This window comes from Streptomyces huiliensis, assembly GCF_020037025.1.
Lineage (GTDB): Bacteria > Actinomycetota > Actinomycetes > Streptomycetales > Streptomycetaceae > Streptomyces > Streptomyces huiliensis.
The window spans coordinates 16,545-33,168 of the sequence record NZ_JAIQLH010000053.1; the positions used below are offsets into that span (position 1 = coordinate 16,545).

At 73.7% G+C, this 16,624-nt stretch carries 10 protein-coding genes and 1 pseudogene; 2 read left to right on the top strand and 9 right to left on the bottom strand.

Going from position 1 to position 16,624, the window contains the following annotated elements; translation table 11 throughout:
* Window positions 1-127: 127 nt before the first annotated feature.
* The gene (locus tag JNW98_RS11255; protein WP_223768010.1) at window positions 128-1,030 is read left to right on the top strand and encodes an alpha/beta hydrolase; all 903 of its coding nucleotides are present in this window, start codon (window positions 128-130) and stop codon (window positions 1,028-1,030) included.
* Window positions 1,031-1,064: 34 nt separating this feature from the next.
* Here JNW98_RS11255 and JNW98_RS11260 read toward each other — a convergent pair whose 3' ends face one another.
* From JNW98_RS11260 to JNW98_RS11300, 9 genes and pseudogenes are all read right to left on the bottom strand, one after another.
* Window positions 1,065-1,268 (bottom strand): hypothetical protein, encoded by a 204-nt coding sequence (locus tag JNW98_RS11260; protein WP_308015552.1) that lies wholly within the window; start codon window positions 1,266-1,268, stop codon window positions 1,065-1,067.
* A gap of 1,040 nt (window positions 1,269-2,308) precedes the next feature.
* Complete coding sequence (locus JNW98_RS11265) at window positions 2,309-3,070, bottom strand: GNAT family N-acetyltransferase (protein WP_223768011.1); 762 nt, start codon at window positions 3,068-3,070, stop codon at window positions 2,309-2,311.
* A 468-nt stretch (window positions 3,071-3,538) separates the two neighbouring features.
* Window positions 3,539-3,847, bottom strand: a pseudogene (locus tag JNW98_RS11270) (SDR family oxidoreductase); the annotation flags it as partial.
* A gap of 36 nt (window positions 3,848-3,883) precedes the next feature.
* Window positions 3,884-5,134, bottom strand: a complete 1,251-nt coding sequence (locus JNW98_RS11275) for an MFS transporter (RefSeq protein ID WP_223768012.1) — start codon at window positions 5,132-5,134, stop codon at window positions 3,884-3,886.
* A gap of 52 nt (window positions 5,135-5,186) precedes the next feature.
* Window positions 5,187-7,661 (bottom strand): lantibiotic dehydratase family protein, encoded by a 2,475-nt coding sequence (locus JNW98_RS11280; protein ID WP_223768013.1) that lies wholly within the window; start codon window positions 7,659-7,661, stop codon window positions 5,187-5,189.
* On the bottom strand, window positions 7,658-9,970 hold the full coding sequence (locus tag JNW98_RS11285; protein ID WP_372459215.1) for a lantibiotic dehydratase family protein: 2,313 nt from the start codon (window positions 9,968-9,970) through the stop codon (window positions 7,658-7,660). Before JNW98_RS11285 ends, JNW98_RS11280 begins: the two co-directional genes overlap by 4 nt.
* Before the next feature lie 64 nt (window positions 9,971-10,034).
* Window positions 10,035-11,627 (bottom strand): hypothetical protein, encoded by a 1,593-nt coding sequence (locus JNW98_RS11290; RefSeq protein ID WP_223768014.1) that lies wholly within the window; start codon window positions 11,625-11,627, stop codon window positions 10,035-10,037.
* Window positions 11,624-14,047 carry a lantibiotic dehydratase gene (locus JNW98_RS11295; RefSeq protein ID WP_223768015.1) on the bottom strand — a complete coding sequence of 808 codons (2,424 nt, stop codon included), beginning with the start codon at window positions 14,045-14,047 and terminating at the stop codon, window positions 11,624-11,626. The genes JNW98_RS11290 and JNW98_RS11295 overlap by 4 nt, the downstream gene beginning before the upstream one ends.
* Window positions 14,044-15,915, bottom strand: coding sequence for a tetratricopeptide repeat protein (locus JNW98_RS11300; protein ID WP_223768016.1), 1,872 nt, complete (start codon window positions 15,913-15,915; stop codon window positions 14,044-14,046). Before JNW98_RS11300 ends, JNW98_RS11295 begins: the two co-directional genes overlap by 4 nt.
* A gap of 552 nt (window positions 15,916-16,467) precedes the next feature.
* Here JNW98_RS11300 and JNW98_RS11305 point away from each other — a divergent pair.
* Entirely contained in the window at window positions 16,468-16,605 is a 138-nt protein-coding gene (locus JNW98_RS11305; protein ID WP_223768017.1) for an ammosamide/lymphostin RiPP family protein, read from the top strand.
* Window positions 16,606-16,624 lie beyond the last annotated feature (19 nt).

A 16,624-nucleotide genomic window follows, 5' to 3' on the forward strand; every position in this document is an offset into this window, starting at 1 on the left:
ACGCTGCCGCGCCGCCGAGGGGGACGGGGGGACCCCGGAATCCGGTGGATGCCGGGGGTCCACCGCACCCCGGCATCGGAGGCTGTCCCCATTCCTGGCGGACGGCGGCCGCCCGTACCGTCAACCCATGGAACCTCAGCATGAGTTGCACGAGTCGAGCGACGGCGGCGGCAGGCGGGGACGGACCGGGCCGTGCACCTACGTACTCGTCCACGGTACGCACAGCGCGGGAGCGTACTGGCTGCCCGTCGCGCAGGAGCTGAGCCTGCGCGGCCACCGCGTCGTCGCCGTCGACCTCCCCCTGCACGGCTCGCAGGCCTTTGTCCCGGAGTCGTACCAGCGGCAGGACCTCGCCGCCATGGCCACCGAGCCCTCACCGGTCGCGGCGCTGGGCCTGGACGACTACGAGCGGCATGTCACGCGCGTCGTGCGCCGGACGGCCGCGCACGGACCCGTCGTCCTGGCCGGTCACAGCCTGGGAGGTGCCACGGTCAGCCGCGTGAGCGACGCCGTGCCCGAAATGCTCCACCACATCTGCTACATGGCGGCCTTCTGCCCCAGCCCCGCCCTGCCGACCCCCGACGCCTGCACGGCGGCCCCGGAGAACGCGGACGCGCTCATCCCGCTCGGCCAGATCATCGGCGACCCCGACCGGCTCGGCGTCATGCGCCTCAACCCCCGTGCGGCAGACCCCGCTTACCTTGAGGCGTTGCGGGAGATGATGTGCGCGGGCTATCCGGACAACGTGTTCCGGCAGCGCCTCGGCAGCATGCAGACGGATGAGTCGACCACGGCCTACGCGGGCCGGGCCGTGGGCCGGACGGAGACCTGGGGGCGCCTGCCGCGCACCTATCTCCGCTTCGGCAAGGATCGGACGATCGCCACGAAGCTCCAGGACCGGATGATCGCGGAGGCGGATGCCCGCACGCCCCGCAACCGCTTCCACGTCCACGACTTCCCGGCCGCGCCCCACATCGGCCCGCTCGACCCCGCGCCGGTGGCGGACGCACTGGCGGCACTCGCCCCGTAGACGACGCGCCGGAAAGGGGGCGGGGAGGGGGCGCTCAGCCGCCGCGGCGCGCCCGGGACGCCCGGAGCGCCTTGCGGGCCTTGGTGAGCATAGGGGGCTTGCCGGTCTTGCGGGACGTGCCGCCGGTGCCGAGGGAGGTGCCCTTGCTGGTGCCCAGGCCGTGGAAGGGGAGGTTGGTGTTATGGGCCCGGGGTGCGGCGGGCCTGCCGTCGACCAGGGGGTTCTCCAACGCGTACACAGGCGTGGCGGACGCGGGAGCCGGTGACGGTGCCGCCCGGCCCCCGGGTGAGGACGGCTGCTTTTGGCGCTGTCGAGGAGCTCGTCCGGGGAGGCCGGTGGGGCCGACACCGTCGCCCCGGCAGGTGACCGACTGACCTTCAGTGCGTGGCGCTGTCGGGGGCCTTGGGGAGATCAGGAGGCCCCGGCGGTGCGCCATGCCGTTGGTCTGGGGATGCGCTGCCAGTCCAGGAAGCTCTGGAGCGCGGTGGATGTTCGGGGCCGGCGCTCTGCCGCCGGCGTCATGAGCTCTGCGTTGACACGCTCGATGTTGACGATGATGGCGGTCAGGACGTGCCGGACGTGGATCTTGGAGGCGTACGCCTTGTCGGCACGGACCCGTCCCGGGGCGGACGAGCCGGCCCGCCCCGGGACAGGGCAAGACAGGACAGGGCGAGACAGGACAGGGCAGAGCAGGGCAGGGCGAGGCGGGACAGGGCAGGGCGGGGCGGGGCGGGGCGGGACAGGCGAGTCTTGGTCACGGGCTTGAACTGCGGCGAGTCCCCGCGCCGGACTGCCGTGACGCCGGTGGCTCTTTCCCCTCCGGGCTCCAACGGAAGCAAGGAAAGAACGCCGTTCTGTTTTCGAATCCAAGACGCCAGGGCGCGGCAGGGCCTGCGAAACAACGAGCACTCGCCTGTCTCTGGCCCCCGGCCAGTGCCACCGAGGCTCCTGGAAGCGACGGGCGGCATTCTTGACGCACCATGTGGTGGGCCGGCCTGGATCACTGCGGGTCCGTTGGAGGGTGGCCTTTTCCTCTCCGGTCGTGGCGGCCTATTCCTCCCCCGGTCGTGCGTTGGGCAGGCGGTGGTCGTCAGGTCGTTCTTCCGTGTGCCGCGCCACAGCCCGCTCGCATGCCCGCGAAGAACGGCACCCGGGTGCGTCCATACGCAGCGAGGCCGCGGATTCCCGCTTCAACGGCAGCGCAGCGGCGGGGAGGCGGCGGAGGGGTGTCAAGTGCCGGCAGCAGTCGAGTGCCGGCAGCAGGGTGCGTGGTTTCGGTCAGTGGGTGCTGATGCGCGCGGATACGCAGGGGTCCTCGTTGCGGTAGCCGAGGCGGGTGTAGAGGCGGTCGGCGGGGGTGTTGTCGGCGAGTTGCCACAGGGTGCAGTGGCCGTACCGGCGGACGGCGTAGCGGGTCAGCCAGGTGGTGAGGGCCGCGCCGAGGCCTTGGCCGCGCCGGGAGGCGTCGGTTGCGACGGAGGCCATCAGGGGCGTGCCGCTGTCGGTCAGGCTGCTCATCGCGCCGCAGGCCACCAGGTGCCCGTCGGTGTCGCGGATGCCTGCCCAGAGGCTGACGTTGGAGGAGCCGGGTCCGGTCGAGTGGGCCGGGCTGTGTTCGCTGAGGAAGGTGAGGAGTTGGTCGTGGTGCGTCTCGTTGAGCTTGGTCACTCGTTCTTCGGCTGGGTGGTGTGGTGGTTCGTCGAGTGTCCAGCGGAAGGTCCAGGCAGTGGGGTCGGTGACCGTCAGGTGGCGGCCGAGGAGTGTATCGGCGCCTCGGGGTGCGGTGAACTCTTTTACATTGTCGGGGAGTTGGTGGGCCGCGCGGAGGGTGAGGGCGGCTGCGGCGGTGGGTTCGCCGACGCTCCACAGGTGGCCGCGCGGCTCGTCGAGCCAGGCCACCGCGCCGTCGCCGGACCAGCTGATGCGGTCGGCCGGGCCTGGCCGGGCGGCACCGAAGCGCAGCAGGGCCGCGCCGGTCTGCCGCTCCAGGCCTTGGGTGAACAGGTCCGCGGTCCGGGGAGGAAGGGTCGTCGCCTGCATCGTTCTCGGGGGAAGGGTTCCTCTGTGGGGGCGTGGGTGGGGCGGTCCGGAACGCAGCGCAGGGCGGGGCCGGGACCGTTGTGTGGTTGGGGTGTGGGGTTCTACCGGTGGCCGACGCGGGTGTGGCGGGGCGTCGGGCGGCCCGGAGTGCCCACTGTCGCATACCGCCCCCGGCGTGATGCAAATCTGTGTCCCGGGCGGCTTGCCCTGCGGGCTTGGGTCCAGCGTCGGGCGGGCGAGGAGCCAGTCGCGGGGCGGCTTGCTCTGCGGCTTTTTCGTCCGGTGCCCGGGCGGGCGAGGAGCCGGTCGCGGGGCGCCCCAAGAGGCCGTTGACTATGCGGGGCATCCCCCGGGCGACGAGCACGGCTGCCGCTGGGACTCCGTCCCGGCCCAGCCTCTTGGTGGGCCCCGGCCCCGTCCTGGCGCCACGCCCCGCCGGCCCTGTGGAACGGGCCTGTCCCAAGCCCGTTACCAGCGCGGGGTACGCGCCTCGATCCGATAGTCGAAAGCGACACCGCTGACGCTGGTTGTGCTCACCCCGCCGTCGACGGTGAGGACCGCCCCGTTGACGTAGGACGCGGCCGGAGACAGCAGCCAGCTGATCGCCTCGGCGACCTCCACCGGCTCACCCCGCCGCCCGGCAGGAGACAACCGGGTCGCCTCCTCGTACCCCGCCTCGACACCACCCGCCAGCCCCGCCTCCACCGCAAACCGCGCCATCCGCCGGTCGGCCATCTCCGTACACACCCAACCCAGACACACCACGATCGCCCGGAGGTCGGGCTCAGGTCGTGGTTGGCAGTGTGTCGGGGGTCAGGGGCGTTCGGGGCCCGTTCGGAGGGGGAAGGTGAGGGTGGCTGCCAGGGCGGCCATGGCTGTGGGGATCAGGAAGGCGCGGTCTGGGCCGTTGTTGGTGATGAGGAGGCCTACGGCGGAGGCGGCGAGGGCTCCGCCGGCCTGGCCGAGGGCGTTGAGCCAGGCGAAGGACTCGGTCATCGACTCCTCGGGTGCCACTTGTTCCATGGCGGTGAACTGGGCGGTCATCATGGGGGCCAGGGCGAGTCCGGTGACCAGGAAGAGCAGGACGAGCCACCACAGGCCGTGCAGGAGGGAGGCGATGAAGTAGCCGGAGGCCAGCAGGAGGAGGAGCAGCCGGAGGTGTTGGGCGGTCGTGCCGCGCCAGTTTCGCGATCCGTAGAGGAGGCCGCCGCATACCCCGCCGACGGAGAAGACGGCGACCAGGAGGCCGCCGAGGTCGGAGTGGCCACGGGCGCCGGCGGAGGCGAGGAGGGCGACCTCGATGCCGGAGATCGAGCCGGTGGCCAGCAGGCCGATGGGCAGCATCCATCGGACGCCGGCGGTCCTGAGGGGGCCGAGCCAGTGGCGTTCGGCCGCGGCGGTGGTCGGCCAGTCGCGGATGGTGGGTGCCGAGGCCAGTACGAGGCAGCCTCCCGCGAGCAGGACCGCGTTCACTCCCAGCGCGACGGCCGGTGTCGACAGCAGGAGAAGCAGGGTGACCAGGGACGGGCCCACGATGTAGACCATGTCGACGACCACCGATTCCATGGCGAAGGCCGCGGCCCGTAGCTCGTCCTCGGGGAGGGAGCGGCGCCACATCGTCCGCATCACCGGTGAGACCGGTGGCAGCAGGAGGCCGATGGCCAGTGCCACGGCGAGGATCAGCGGCCGGGGAAGGTGGAAGGCCAGTGCCGCGAGCAGCGCGAGGAAGCCCACCGCCTGGCCGCATCCGGCGATCAGCAGGACCCGGCGGGCTCCCCTGCGGTCGACGGCGCGTCCGCGGACCGGCCCGGAGACGCCGACGCCCACCGCGTAGCAGGCGGCGGCGGTGCCGGCCTGGGCATAGGAGCCGGTGGCCCGGGCGACGGAACTCACCAGGAGGAGGGCGGTCATTCCGCTGGGCAGCCGGGCGAGCAGGGCGGCCACCGACAGGCGCAGGGCGCCGGGTGCGGACAGCAGGTTCAGGTAGCGCCTGAGTCCGCTCGGCCCGGTGGCGGGTCCGGACTGCGATTCCTCCGGGGCGGTGGCCTCGTTGCTCGAGGACATGGTGCGGCGCCTCTCAATTCGGTGTCGTGGTCGTGCGGATGGCCGGGGGCCATCATGGCGCTGTCGTCCGGGGGACGTCCTTTGGTGTGGGGGCGAGGCGGACCAGGCAGCTGGTGCGGAGTTCGGCGCACACCGGTTCGCCGTGCGGCCGCCACCAGAGGCCGGCGTAGTCGGGCAGCATCTCGGTGACGACCACCTCCGCCGCGGGCAGCCTCATCAGGTCGGCCACCGCGTAGAGGTCGGCGAAGTCGACGAACAGCGGCTTGGGTTCCGCCGGGTGGCGGACGAACACCCGCTGGGGCAGCGCGGCGTCCCGGCGCAGGCGCTGGGCCGCCGACCAGCCGTCGTATCCGCGCAGCCCGCCCGCGAGGCGCAGCCGCCGGCGGGCCCGCTGGACGACGGTGCCGTCGACGCAGATGCGCGGGGTGTGGTCGCCGGTGTCGATCACCACCGGGTTCAGGGCCGGGACGGCCAGCGCGCGGTGGACGTCGGAGGGGATGTCCCCGCTGTACAGCCGCAGCCGGCGGCCGTCGACGTGGAGCGCGGTGCCGTCCTCGGCGATGTCCGCCTCCGACAGGGGCACGGTCTGGGTCCTGGGTTTGCTCGAGTAGCCGCCGACCTCGATGGACAGCCCCGGCATCTCCGGTACGAGGAACTTGTTGCGCCGCCGGGAGACCACCGCCGCCATGCCGTCGGGGTCGATGACCGACACGGTCCGGCGCTCGAAGTCGGCGCGCAGGCCGGCGCCGTCCGGGTGGAGCCGGGTCACGGCGCCGGCGACGTAGCTGCCGTCGTCGTGCAGTTCACTGAGCACCCAGGTCGCCTCGTCGAGCGGGCCCATCGCCATCAGATCGGGGCCGGCGACCGTGGCGAAGTGGTCGGCGGGGTCGAGCGGCGGGCAGTGGCGGTGGATGAGGGCTTCGACGTCCGACGAGGTCAACTGGGCAATGCCGGATGCCCGGGCGCGTTCGGTGACCAGGGCGGCGAGGTCGGCGGTGAGCGCGTCCCGGCGCCGGGTCACCGGGGGCAGCCGCAGGGATCCGGCGCGCGCGAGCGGTGTCCGTCGTCCGCCGGTGGCCTGCCGCAGCGCCTCCCGGGCGTCCTCCCTGGCCACCAGCGCACCCAGGTACGACAGGGGCAGCACGGCCCGCAGCGCGGAGGTGATCCCGTCGACTGTGGGTGCGCCGAGGGCGGTGCGGGCGCTCAGTGGGTGGGCGCACTCCTCGTGCAGGACGTACCGGTCGACGTAGTGCTGCCCCTCCCCCTGCCTGGTGCGCGCGCCGAGCCCGGTGACGAGCGCCTCGGCGGCTTCGAAGGCCGTACGGCGGTCCGGCCAGGGGGTCGTGCCGAAGGTCCTGACCGCCTCCGCGATCCGGTGGGCGGGGCCCGCCGCGTCGGCTTCGGCGGCCACCAGTTGCTCCAGCGGGTGCAGGGCGTGGCTGGCCACGGGGGTGCGGCGGATCACGGTGGGTCCCAGTTCGGCCAGCAGCCGGTCGGCCTCGGCCGTCGGGACTCCGGCGGCCGCGCAGGCTTGGGCGAGGGTGTGTTCGCCGTCGAGTGCCAGCCACAGGGCGAGCGCTTCCCGGCTCGCCCGGCGGAACCTGCCGTCGAGTGCGCTGGTCAGCCGGTCCTGTTCGGGCCGGAACAGTGGGTGGCGGCGCGGCCTGCGCTGCTCGGCGGGGGTGGACCGGTAGTCGAGGTCGGCGAGGAGTTCCAGCAGCCAGATCCCGGGTTCCGCGTAGGTCCGCCGGTGGTCGGGCGGGCCGAGCAGGAGGGTCCGGTCGAGAGCGGGATCGAGGTGTACGAAGTATGTGGGGCCGAAGAACGACGTCTGCTCGCAGCGCACGGACAGCCGCCGCAGGTAACGGGCCGCGGTCGCCAGTGCTTTGCGGGTCGGGCGGTCCTGGCGGACGGTTTCCTCCGTGCCGGTGAGGACGCGGGGCAGCCCGTGGTGGAAGAAGCTCTGGCTGGACAGGTACACGGCGTGCTGGAAGCGCGGGTCCCGGCAGAGTTCGGCGATCCGGTGGCCGCTTCGTGCGTGGGCCTCGGCGTACCGTTCGGTCAGTTCGTGTTCGGCGGCGGCGATCTCACCGGTCAGGGTGTTCCACCGTGCGGGGAACGCCGTGTCGAGGCCGGCGTCGGCCCAGGTGGTGAGGGCCGGCTCCGGCACCGGACGTCCGGCGGCCACCGCGCGTCGTACGGTGCGCAGCCCCGCGGCCGACTGGCCCGTAACGTGTCGTCCCAGCTCGTCGGTGAGTTCGCGCCGGGCCGTCTCCCGTGCCGCGCGCAGTTCGGCGAGCCGGTCGTCGGCCGCGACCAGCTCGGGGTCCGCGAGTCCGGCGACGCCGTCGACCGGGAAGCCGGGGGTGCGCAGCAGCGCCCAGGGCACCAGTTCCCATTCGAGGGCGCGGGCGCCGAAGGAGACCGTCCCCGCGATGTGTACGTCCTGCGGCGGGCGGCCGGGCGGGGGCGCGGCCGGGTCCGGGCCGGTGTCGCGGCCGGTCGCGGCTGCTGCTGCTGCGGTCACGCTGCCTCCACGGGGCGTCGGGTGAGCTGCATGCGCAGTTCACTGGTGTACCGGCCGCTCGCGTCGCGCAGCCAGAGCTCGTCGGGGCCCGGGTACATCTCCTCGAACCGCACGGATCGGGTCGTCCGGTGCGCGGCCAGGTGGGCCAGCAGGTCGGCGGCGAAGGGGCACGTGGTGTCGACGAGGAACGGTTTGCGTTCGCTCGCGAGGCGGGCGAAGACGAACCGTGGCAGCCCGTGCGTCCGGGCCAGCCGTCGCAGGGTCAGCAGCGGTCCGGGGCCGGGCTGGACGACCGGCAGTTCGCGGCCGTCGAGCGTCCAGCGTTCTCGCTGGTAGCAGGCGTCGCCGATGCCGACCCGGCCGAGGTGCCGGTCGGTCTCGCCGGTGAGCGGCGCGTGCAGCACGGAGGGCGGGGACAGTGCGGCGAAGGGCGGGTAGGTGGTGAGGTCGTTCAGCACGGGGTACAGCTGCCGTGGACGGCCGTGGGGGTCCAGCAGGACCGGGCGGCCCTCGCGGACCTCGACGGTGCACGCGGCGGCCGGCACGTTGTCCGTACGGGCGTCGGGGTCGCCGGCGGTGAACACCAGGCGGGGGCCGGGGAAGCGGTAGAAGCCCTTGTTGCGGCGGCTGGTGGCCAGGCCGATCACCCGGCCGTCCTGTCGCTCCAGCCATTCGGCCGCGATCCGGTCGAAGGCCGCCGGGTCGGGGTGGAAGGTGCCGAGCCAGCCGGTCAGCAGCAGATGGTGGTGGACCCGCGCGACCATCACCCGGTACTCGCCGCGGGACGCCGCCTCCGCGTCGGGTGCGGCCAGGCACACGTCGGGCAGGGCGTACCGCTCCCCCGGTTCGGGCTCGCCGAACGCCCGGGCGTCCAGCCGGACGTGCTGTCCGCCCAGGCCTGGTACGGCGACGGGTTCCATCGGGGAGAAGCGACCGCCGCTCTCGCCGTCGGGGCGGGCCAGCCGGGCGTAGTCGAGGAACCCGAGGGGCCCGGTGGCCTCCCGGACCACTTTGGCCATGCGCCGGCGGTGGTCGGCCTGGACCCGGTCGCCGAACGCGGCCGACGACTCCAGGGCGGGTTCCAGCACGCGGGTCAGGGCCTCGGCCAGGTCGGTGCCGATCTCGATCCGGAACGGCGAGGACGCTTCCTCGAACAGCACCAGGCGGTCGGCGTAGACCGCTCCCGCGCCCCGCCGGGGCGGCGCCCCTGTCGCTGCGGTGAACGCCGCCTCCAGCTCCGCCAGGGCTTCGCGCCGGGCCTCGACGTCGCCGGCCGCGGCGGCGAACCGGTCGCAGTGGGCGGCGAGTTCGTCAAGCCGGGCCGTCCAGGCGTCGCGGGCCGGTACCGGCGGCAGCGCGCTGAGGGCGGCGCGCAGGCCGGGGAGCGGATCGACCGTCTCGTTGGGCACGTCGAAAGAGCGCAGGACCGCGCCGACGGCGAGCAACGGGCGCAGCGCGTCCGCGACCGCGCGCAGGGGCAGGGCCGCGGTGCGGGCGAGCGCGGCCAGGCTCGACGGGCCGTCCTTCGCGAGTAAGTCGGTGAGGCGCGTTTGGGTGGCGTCCAGTCGGATGGCGGTGTCCGTGCCGGCGATCGTCAGCCGGTCGCCGTCGCGCACGGTCAACAGGCCCATTCGGACGGGCACATGGGGTGCCAGGGCCTTGTCGCGTGCTGCCGCCGAGGCCAGTTCGGTGACCGCCCAGTGGGTGAGGAAGGCCCGGCGTCGCCGCGGTCCGGCCGGCTCCACCCGCAGGCCCTCGCCGTCTCCGAGGCTGCCGTAGCCCATGGGGCCGAAGGCGCTGGCGGTCTCGTTCTTCGCGCAGAAACGCTGGAGGTAGCTGTAGATCTGCCGTTCGGTGCGGCGGTGTCGGGCGGTGTCGGGGACGTCGTCGCGGTCGAGGTACCCGGCCAGCATGGCGTCGTACATGCCGGGGTTGGAGGTGAAGACGGCGTCCCGGAACCGCGGGTCGCCGGCCAGGGCGCGCAGCCGCGCGCGAAGCCGCCGCCGGTCGGCGGCGTGGGCCTCGGTCAGCCGGTCCCAGGCTTCCCGCCAGCGGGCGACGGCTTCGCGCGCCGGCCGCGGGACCTTCGCGCCCCGGCCGGTTTCGAGGGCGGAGACGAGCCGGCCCGCGGCCTCGGCGCCGAGGAGGGGCGCGAGTTCGTCTTCGATCGCCAGCAGCGCGTCGCAGGCGTCCAGTACGGCGGGGGCGGCGCCGAGCGACTCGACCCAGTCGAACGGCAGCCCCGCGTGCCGGAGCACGAGGACGGGGGCGAGGGTCCAGCGGTGGTCGCCCACGGACATGTCGTTCACCTGTCTCCTTGTCGGATGGTCCGGCACTCCGCCTGGCGTGGGCGGCGGTCACCGCTCGGCCGGTTCAGTGGCGGACCAGCAGCCCGGCTCGGACCAAGGCGTCGAGCAGCCGGGTCCGGGTGGCGTCGGACGTGCCCGGCAGCGCGTCGGTCTCCGGGACGGGGTGACGGCCGATCCGCAGGCGGCCGGCCATCCGGGGGTCCAGCCGGACGACCCGGCCGAGTCTGAGGTCGACCGCGTACCACTGGGCTCCGCCGGTGGTGTCCACGGTCACCAGGCGGACCTCGGGAGCGAGGCGGATTCCCGGGGTGTTCTGGTCGGTCGACGTGCTCTGGTCGGCCGGTGCGGTCGGCCCGTCTGCTGCGCTTCGGCCGTCCGACGGACTCCGGTCATCCGATGTGCTCCGGTCGGCGGGCACGCCGTGTCCGTCCGACGGTCCTGTCGCGAGGTACGCCGCCGCCGTCCGCGCCGGGACCAGGTGTCCGGCCCTGGCCAGCCCTGGGCCGATGGTGTTCACCAGCTCGGTCACCTGCTGCGGCTCCAGGGTGCCGGGGGCCTCGAAGCGGCGGTGCCGGGCGAGGTCCGGGCCGGTCTCCGGAGACAGCCGCACGCTGATCCCGCCCCAGGCCGGGTCGTCCCAGTGGACGGGCCAGTCGAACGGTCGCAGCCCGACCACCCGGTCCACGGGGCTGTCCGGGGCGGTGAGCCGCTTCGCGGTGTCCTGGGCCCGGTCGGCGTCTACGCCCGGCGCGCCGAGCCAGAGTTCGGCGAGCACGGTGACCCCGGCCGCCCGCAGCCGGGCCGTCGCGGCCCTGACCTCGGCGGCCGGCGCCCGGGAACCGCCGCGGCCCAGCAGTACCTCCTCGTCCGCGGCGCACACCCCCAGCACGGCGGTGACACACCCGCCGTCGATCAGTTCGCCGGTCCGCTCCACCAGGTCCCGCAACCCGATCCGGCCCGCCCAGGGGCCTGGTGGTACGGCGTCGGCGGCCCGTTCGCGCCAGTGCACCGGGGCGCCGTCCCGGGTCGGCCGGCCGTCGTCGGGCAGGCCCGCGACCGACCAGTGCACCGCCGCCGGGGGCCTGGCGAACGTGGCGGAGCGGAACGGGGTGAGCCGGCCCAGGACGTGCCCGTGCGTCCGTGCGTAGCGACCTGTGATCCGGGGTCGTCCGGGCAGCCGCTCGGCCAGGGCGGCCGTGGCGGGCAGTTGCTGGTCGCGGTCCAGGACGATCCACACCTCGTCGTCGCTCCGGACGGCGGCCACGGCGGCGTCCAGCTCGGGCTGGTACGGCACGGGCCCGCGTACGGCGCGCAGTACGGCGTCGGAGTCCTCGGTGGATCCGTCGGCGAGGGCGATGTCGTCCAGCGTGACTTGGACCGTGGACCGGTCGTCCGGTCCGGTGGCGGTCCGCATCAGGAGGGCCGCCGCCCGCAGTCGTTCCAGGGGGCCGTCCGGGTCGGCCAGCGCTGCCGCCGCCGCGCGTAGCAGTGCGGCCCGCTCGGGCGCGTCGGCGGCGGTCGAGGCGCCGGTGGCGGCCGTGTCGCGCAGGACGCGGGCGACGAATCGGCGGCCGGGTTCCAGCAGTCGGTGCGCCCCGGGCCACACCGGCCGCAGGCTGGGGTCGCCGCCCGGCGGGACGATCACCGTCGTGTTCATGACGACGGCCCCGTCCCGGCCACCATGGCGATGCGGTATTCGCTGGTGAACGCGCCCGTGGAGCGGTGAAGGCTCAGTTCGTCCGGTCCGGGCAGCATCTCGGTGACGGCCAGCGGCCCGGCGGCGGCCAGGGAGCGCAGGTGCTCCTGGGCCTGCGGCACGTCGAGGTCGAGGTACATCGGCTTGGTCTCGGTGGGGCTGAGCGCGAAGACGTGCCGGGGCCAGCCGCGGCGGGCGCGTTCGGTGACGACGGCCCGGAACAGGGCAGCTCGGTCGGTCGCGCGGTCGAGTTCCGGGAGCGCGCCGGCCGGCAGGTCCCAGCGTTCCCGCTGGACCACGACGTCGCCGAGCACCAGGCGCGGGGTGTGCTCGCCGGCTGCGAGCCGGGGGAACTCCACCGGCACGGGGGCGAAGACCCGCAGGTGCGCGTGGTCCTCCTCGCCGACGTACAGTTCCAGCGGCCCGTCGGGCCCGAGCAGGACGGGCTCGCCGTCGACGAGCGCCGCCGTCAGTTCACCGGCCATCGCCCGCCGTCCGGGGCCGGTGCCGGCGCGGCCGGTGACCTCGATGAAGCGGCCCGGGTAGGCGTCGCCGACGAGGCCCTTGTGCTGGCGGCGGTGGAGCACGGTCGCGGCGCGGGCCGGGCCGCCCCACACGTCGAGCGCGGGACGTACGGCGCGGGCCAGGTGGTCGGCGTCCGGGGCGAAGTGGCCCTGCAGTCCCCAGGCGAACATGTACGGGTGGATCTCGCCCAGCACGAGCGGAGCGGCCGGATCCGCGGGGAGCATGACGTCGGGGCTGACGAAGAACCGCCCGTCGGGGGCGTCGGCCAGATCGGCCACCGCGTCGGGCGGAAGCGCCGCGACGCGTCCGTCGGAGGCGGCCAGGAAGCGGTCCAGCAGTGCCGATCGCCACCGCTCGTGCTTCTGGCGGACGGGCAGCAGCGCCCCCTCGTCGAGGCGGGCGGCGAGCAGTTCGGCGAAGCGGAGGAAGGGCAGGGAGCCGTCGTGTTCGGCGAGCAGTCCGGCGGCGATCCCGCGCAGTCCTTCGCGCCTGAGGTGACCTGCCGTCAGGCCGAGCCGGAACACCGGGTCGAGTGCCCGCTCGATCCGCCGTGCCAGCGCGGGCGGCCAGCGTACGGGCTGCCCGTCGGCCCAGCAGTCCTCGAACAAGATGAAGCGGTCGGCGTACGTACGGCCCTGGTTGCGCCGCGCGGGCACCCGGGTCACCGATTCGAAGAGCGCCTCGGCCTCCGCCAGGATCTTGGTTCGTTCGGGTACCCCGGTCTCCGCGGCGAACCGTTCCACGAGGGCGCTCAGGTCGGCCGCGGCCGTGCGGAAGGGCTGCGCCTCGGGGACGTCCGGGAGCCGGGAGACCACGTCCTGGAACGGGTGGAGGGTGGTGGAGCCGGGTTCCAGGTCCCGGCGGACCAGCAGGTTGCGTTCGAGGGCCGTGATGCGGGACTCGGTCTCCGGGTGGGCGAGCCCGGTCGCGGCGGCGAGTTCGGCGGCCGTCCTCGTCCCGTCCACGGACCGCAGCAGTGCCAGGTCCGCCGGTTCCAGGTCGACCGGGGGCCTGCCGGGCAGCGCGGCGCGCGAGCCTTCCAGGACGACGGCGGCGATGCGGCGGGGCGGCAGCCGGCGGCGCACCGCGGGTATCGCGGCGGCGGCGCGTCCCCAGGCGGCCGCGGCCCAGAAGGAGACGAACGCGCCGCGGCGGACGACTCCGGTGGGCGTCTCGGGGCCGTGGCCGACGGTCTTCGCCTCGGGGTCGACGCTGCCGAAGCAGACCGGTCCGAAGAAGCTCGTCGTCTCGTTCTTGGCGCCCAGGCGCTGGAGGAAGGCGTAGGCCCGCCGTTGCAGGGCGCGTTCGGAGGCCGTGCCGCCACCGGGTGGGGCGGGCTGCCGGTCGTGCCGGACCAGGGAGTCGAGAAAGCCGGGTGACAGCAGGAACAGGGCTTCGCGGACGTCCTGGCGGGCCGTCGCGGCGAACAGCCGCTCGGCCGTCGACTGCTCCTCCCGGAGCAGCAGTTCGTCGGCTCGTGCGGTGTCCCGGGCCGCCGCGGCCACCGCGTCCGTCCACTCCCGGTAGCCGTCGGCCAGGCCGGCCGGCCACGGGCCCTCCGGGAGCGCGCGGACGCGTCGGCGGCCGATCCGCGAGCGCAGCGCCGACAGCGCCCGGAGGCCGTCGCGGTCTCCGGCGGCCCGCAGTCGTGCCACCTCCGCCGGAACCAGGTCGTCCAGCAGCCGGGCCCGTGCCGTCTCGGCGCGTGCGGCGTGCTCCCGGGCGGCTTGCAGGGCGGACGCGGTGCCGGGGCAGTCGAGTCCGTCGAGCAGGCCGATGCCGAATCCGGCGCGGCGCAGGACGAAGGGGTCGAGCATGCGGAAGAGGGGGGCGTCCTGGGGAGCTGTCGGCGTCACGGCGTCTCCAGGTCGGCCCGGGTGAGCAGGAAGGGCCGGTTCAGCTTGGTCTTCGGCCGGGGCAACAGGGCCCGCAGCGCGGCGGGGTCGCCGTCGTCCGCCGCGTCCAGGGCCTGGCACAGCCGGTGCGCCTCGCGGAGTTGTGCGCAGCTCAGCGCCGCCGTCCGCCGTACGGCCTCGCCGTCCGGCAGCGTGCCCGCCGCCAGGGCGACGCCGGTGCGGGCGAGGGCGAGGGTGTAGGGGTCGGCGAGTGTGGTGGCGGCCGCTTCGGCGCGCTCGTACCAGGTGCGTGCCTCCTCCGGCCGGTCGAGGTCGAGGAGCATGCCGCCGATTTCCAGGGCTATCAGCTGCCGGTGCAGGTGGTCGGCCAGTTTGTGCGCGATGTCGTAGGCGGCTGTGAAGCCTTCCAGGGCCTCGGTGTGACGGCCGGCTCGCAGGTGGAGGCCCGCCGCCCGGTAGTGGTGGTGTTTGAAGAAGCTGTCGCCCCAGTCGGTGCTGATCCGGGCGAACTGGTCCCAGGTGCGGGTGGCGGCGTCGTACTTCTTGGCCATCTCTTGTAAGACGCTGATGTTGGAGATCAGGTTGATTTTCAGGTGGGTGGCGTCCGCCGAGTGCAGTCGGCCGATCAGCGCCACGGCCTGCTTCTCCTGCGCCATCGCCTGCGCGTACTCGCCGGAGCGCACATGGGCCAGGGCGCGGACGTTGCGCAGCCAGGCCCGTTCGACGCCGGCGGTGGGGGTGTCCACGGTGGAGAGCCGCTCCAGGCCGTGGTCGATGTCCGCCGTGCCGCTCTCCAGCATCCCGGCCCGCTTGACGGACAGCAGCGCCCGCAGCAGCAGCACCCGGGCCTCGGTGATCGCGTCCGGCGCCGCCTCGACGGCCCGGGTGAACTCCTCGCGCGCGCCGTCGTGGTCGAGGACGAGCGCGCGGACCATACCGAGGTAGCGCAGGGCCAGGCTGCGCAGCTGGGGCACCGATTCGATGGCTTCGGCGTGGATGCCGATCGCCGGGGTGCCGTCGCCGGGGTCGAGCGCCGTGAAGTGCTCGCGGACGCGGTCCACGGCGAGGTCCGGGTCGGCGGCCAGCCGGTCGAGGAGCGCCCGCGCGGCCAGCACCCCGCCTTCGTGGTTGCAGGCGAAGAAGCACGAGCGCATGGCGAGCAGGGCGGCCGCGGCGGCCAGGGTTGAATCGGCGCCTTCCGGCGCGGGATCCAGGGCCGTTGTCAGCAGCCGGTGTTCGTCCACTGTGACGGAGTCGGGGTCCGCCTCGGGCGGCGTGTATCCCCCCGCCTCGGGCTGTACGTGTCCCTCCGCCTCGGGCGGCGCGTGTCCGTCCGCCCCGGGTGGCACGTGTCCGTCCGCCTCGGGCGGCACGTGTCCGTCCGCCGGTCCCGCCTGCTCCCCGCCGGACGGGAAGGGCACGCCGAGCCGGGCCGCCAGCGCCGCCGTCATGCGGCGGCGGATCTCCGCGGCGGGCGGCGCATCCCAGCGGTCCAGGTCGGCGGGGGCCGGGACGACGTCATGGAGGTGCAGGCGGACCTCCGGATGACGCGCGGCGAGGGCGAGCCGTTCCAGGATGCGGGGCAGGCCGCGCAGGCTGAGCAGGTCCGTGTATCCCACGCCGCGCAGGTGCAGCGGGCGGCCGATGGCCGTCATCGCGGCGACGATGGCCTCCGCCGCCGTGTCCAGCACTCGGAACACCTGTTCCGACTCGGCGTGCAGCCGGCGTTCCGACGGCGTACCGGCGAGATCCGCGAGCAACGGTGCGTCGGGGAAGGTCCCGGGGTAGAGCCGGTTCCACTCGGGCTGCCGGGATTCCGCGGTTCCGCGGACCGCTTCTGGGGCGATCGAGGAAAGGGTGGAAATCACCGAGCGGAGCCCCGCGAAGGCAACGGGAAGGCACACTCCGAAATCTGCCGTCAGGGGTGGCGCACCATCGTCGGATTGTCTCTCGGGGGCTCCTGCGCAGACGACCAGAGCATCTACCGGCCACTGCGTCCTGGCCTCGGCGCTTGTCGCCAAGTACACGCGGGACTCCCTTCGGTTCGACGGCTGTGCCGGCCGAACGGCAAAGAGCAGAAAATTAGTTGCTTGCGTAGGGCAGCCATCGGTCGCGTGCCACCTTAGATCGCCAACTGGAAGGCCAACAAGGTCGCTTACAGGACTGACTGATTCCCTATGTACGGATCCACCGGGACCTTTCGATTCACACCGTATGCCCGCATTCCATGGCCCCTTTTCACGCCGACTCGATCTAGGAAACCCACTCCTCGACGGGGGCATTTTGCGCCAACTTCAAACCGGTACTTGCATGTTCATCTTCAGGGCATAGCGTGTGATGAGGCCCATGGCGCCAACCGGGGGATTGAGCGGGACATCCTGCATGCCCCCGGGGAGTCGACTTCTCAGGAGGCATACGTAATGGCCGAAGAAAAGACGCTCGAAGAGACCGCGGCAGCCGTTGAGGCCATCCCGGAGGATGGCGAAGAAATCGACGAGCTGGACGACATGGAGTTCCTCCTCGAAGAGATAGAGAATCGGATCGCCCCGCTCGCCTGATCACCCTCCAGTGGACACC